Consider the following 3739-nt stretch of genomic DNA (forward strand, 5'->3'; position numbering starts at 1 on the left):
GGTCGAGGACGGACGCGCCTTCGAGGTCCATCCGGCTGTGCAGTGCGYTGAACAATGCCTCGCGGACCCGGTCCGAGGTGGGCCGGGTCCCGCTCGGCGGGACCCGCAGGCGTCGACCGCCCGCGAGTCCCGCGATGATCCGAGTCACTCGCTCGCGGACTCCCCTGTCGACACGACGGCGAGGAGGTCGCCGCCCTCCACCTGCTGGACCGATCCGATGGCCAGCCGGGAGACCGTGCCACTTCGCGGGGCGGTGATAGCCGCTTCCATCTTCATGGCCTCGATGGTCGCGATCGTGTCGCCGGCGGCGATGTGCTGACCCTCGGTCACGGCGAGGGTCACCACACCGGCGAACGGCGCCGGCACGTGGCCGGGGTTGTTCTTGTCGGCCTTCTCCGCGGCCGGGAGCTCACTGGAGATGGACCGGTCACGCACCGACACCGGACGCAGCTGCCCGTTGAGGATGCACATGACGGTGCGGTATCCCCGCTCGTCGGGTTCGGAGATGGCCTCGAGCCCGATGATCAGCTCGACACCCTGTGCGAGGCGGACCCGGTGCTCGTCGCCGCGACGCAGGCCGTAGAAGAACTGGTTCGCCGAGAGCTGCGACGTGTCGCCGTACTTGTCCCGGTGCTCGAGGAATTCCTTCGTCGGGCCGGGGAACAGCAACCGGTTGAGCGTCGCCCGTCGTTCCGCGGACGTGCCGGAGAGTGCCTTCTCGTCGTCCGCGGACAGAGCCACCTCGGGCTTGGCGGCTCCGCGACCTTCGAGGGCCCGGGTGCGGAACGGTTCGGGCCAGCCGCCGGGCGGGGTGCCCAGTTCGCCGCGCAGGAACCCGACCACCGAATCGGGGATGTCGAACTTCGCCGGGTTCTCCTTGAATTCCTCGGTGGACGCTCCGGATCCGACGAGGTGCAGGGCGAGGTCGCCGACCACCTTCGACGACGGGGTGACCTTGACCAGGCGGCCGAGCATCCGGTCGGCGGCCGCGTACTTGGCCTCGACCTCCTCGAACTTGTCACCGAGACCGAGCGCCACGGCCTGGGTGCGCAGGTTCGACAGCTGACCGCCGGGGATCTCGTGCGTGTAGACACGTCCGGTCGGGGCAGGCAGCCCGGACTCGAACGGCTTGTACACCTTGCGCAGCGCCTCCCAGTACGGCTCGAGGTCGCACACGGCCTGCAGGTCCAGGCCGGTGTCGTGCTCGGAGTGCGCGGCCGCGGCCACGATCGCCGACAACGCAGGCTGGCTGGTGGTGCCCGCCATCGCGGCCGAGGCACCGTCGACCGCATCCGCGCCTGCCTGCCATGCGGCCAGGTACGTCGCGAGCTGACCACCCGGGGTGTCGTGGGTGTGCACGTGCACGGGCAGGTCGAAGTTCTTGCGCAACGCCGTCACCAGGGTGGTGGCGGCGGGGGCGCGGAGCAGTCCGGCCATGTCCTTGATCGCGATGATGTGCGCACCGGCCTCGACGATCTCCTCCGCCAGGCGCAGGTAGTAGTCGAGGGTGTACAGCTTCTCGTTCGGGTTCGACAGGTCGCCGGTGTAGGACAGGGCGACCTCGGCGAGAGCGGTGCCGGTCTCGCGGACGGCGTCGATGGCCGGCCGCATCTGGTCGACGTTGTTGAGGGCGTCGAAGATGCGGAAGATGTCGATGCCGCTGTTGGTGGCCTCCTCGACGAACGCCCGCGTCACCTTCTCCGGGTACGGGGTGTAGCCGACGGTGTTCCGTCCGCGCAGCAGCATCTGCAAACAGATGTTCGGCACGGCCTCGCGCAGAGCGGCCAGCCGGTACCAGGGGTCCTCGTGCAGGAACCGCAGCGCCACGTCGTAGGTCGCACCGCCCCACGCCTCAATGGACAGCAGCTCGGGGGTCAGCCGGGCGACGTGCCCGGCGACGTCGAGCAGACCGCTGGTCCGCACGCGGGTCGCGAGGAGTGACTGGTGTGCGTCACGGAACGTGGTCTCGGTGACGGCGAGGGCCTTCTGCTCCCGCAGTGCCTTGGCGAATCCCTCCGGCCCGAGGGCGAGCAGCTTCTGACGGCTGCCGTCCGGCGGCGGGGTGGACAGGTCGATCTGGGGCAGCTTGTCGCGCGGGTACACCGCCGACGGCCGCTCGCCGTGCGGCTTGTTGACCGTCACGTCGGCGAGGTAGGTGAGGATCTTGGTGCCACGGTCGGCGGAGCTGCGTAGCGTGAGCAGCTGGGGGCGCTCCTCGATGAAGGACGTGGTGACCCGGCCGGCCTTGAAGTCGGGGTCGTCGAGCACCGCCTGCAGGAACGGGATGTTCGTCGACACGCCGCGGATGCGGAACTCGGTGACCGCGCGGCGGGCCCGGGCGACGGCGGTTTCGAAGTCGCGGCCGCGGCAGGTGAGCTTGACGAGCATCGAATCGAAGTACGCGGAGACCTCTGCCCCGACCGACGTCCCGCCGTCGAGGCGGATACCGGCACCACCCGGGGTGCGGTAGCCGGTGATCCGACCGGTGTCCGGGCGGAATCCGTTGGCGGGGTCCTCGGTGGTGATGCGGCACTGCAGCGCCGCGCCGCGCAGCGTGATCTTGTCCTGGCTCAGACCCAGGTCCGCGAGGGTCTCCCCCGACGCGATCCGCAGCTGCGACTGCACGAGGTCGACGTCCGTGACCTCTTCGGTGACGGTGTGCTCGACCTGGATGCGAGGGTTCATCTCGATGAAGACGTGGTTGCCGCGGGTGTCGAGGAGGAATTCGACGGTGCCCGCACAGGAGTAGTTGATCTCCTTCGCGAACGCCACCGCGTCCGCGCAGATCTTCGCCCGCAGCTCTTCCGACAGGTTCGGGGCAGGCGCGAGCTCGATCACCTTCTGGTGACGGCGCTGCAGCGAGCAGTCCCGCTCGAACAGGTGGATGACGTTGCCCTGACCGTCGGCCAGGATCTGGACCTCGATGTGACGCGGGTCGACGACGGCCTGCTCGAGGAACACCGTCGGGTCGCCGAAGGCCGACTCGGCCTCACGGGCGGCGGCCTCGATGGACTCCTTGAGCTGAGCCCGCTCGGCGACGCGGCGCATGCCGCGGCCACCGCCGCCGGCGACGGCTTTCACGAACAGCGGGAACTGCATGGTCTCGGCCGCGGCCAGCAACTCGTCCACGTCGGCGGACGGCTCCGACGACGCCAGCACCGGCAGACCGGCGGCCTTCGCCGCGGCGATCGCACGCGCCTTGTTGCCGGTGAGCTCGAGCACCTCGGCGGAGGGACCCACGAACGTGATGCCCGCCTCGGCGCACGCGGCGGCGAGATCCGGGTTCTCGGAAAGGAAGCCGTAGCCGGGGTAGATGGCGTCGGCGCCTGCCTGCTTGGCCGCGGAGACGATCTCGTCGACGGAGAGGTACGCCCGAACCGGGTGTCCCTCCTCGCCGATCTGATAACTCTCATCAGCCTTCAGACGGTGGATCGAGTTCCGATCCTCGTACGGGAACACCGCAACCGTTCCAGCACCTAGTTCGTAGGCGGCACGGAAAGCGCGGATCGCAATTTCGCCACGGTTGGCGACCAGGACTTTGGAGAACATTGGAGCAAACTACCCCGCCGCGGACGGCCGCGGAGAAGTGGCATCCCACATTTCAGGATCCTACACAAACTTCACAAAGACCCCCCTGACGTGTGCGAATTCTGCAACAGACCCGAAACAGACGAGCGAAGATTTACGTGAAGCGAAGTAAGTTCTCACGTTTTCTCCAGATATTCGATGCGGTCCGCGT

At 68.5% G+C, this 3739-nt stretch carries 2 protein-coding genes; both read right to left on the reverse strand.

The features are described from left to right. Window positions 1-148: RsmD family RNA methyltransferase (locus AC1D1G_RS42880; protein WP_477956674.1), on the reverse strand; the 148-nt coding region annotated here is incomplete at its 3' end. After that, window positions 145-3549, reverse strand: coding sequence for a pyruvate carboxylase (locus AC1D1G_RS42885; protein ID WP_280781737.1), 3405 nt, complete (start codon window positions 3547-3549; stop codon window positions 145-147). The genes AC1D1G_RS42885 and AC1D1G_RS42880, both read right to left, overlap by 4 nt. Window positions 3550-3739: the final 190 nt, after the last annotated feature.

It is taken from the genome of Rhodococcus sp. P3_B8, from assembly GCF_056402775.1.

Coding starts and splice junctions, on each gene's coding strand:
- AC1D1G_RS42885 (WP_280781737.1), bottom strand. CDS start 3,549: ATGTTCTCCAAAGTCCTGGTCGCCAACCGTGGCGAAATTGCGATCCGC.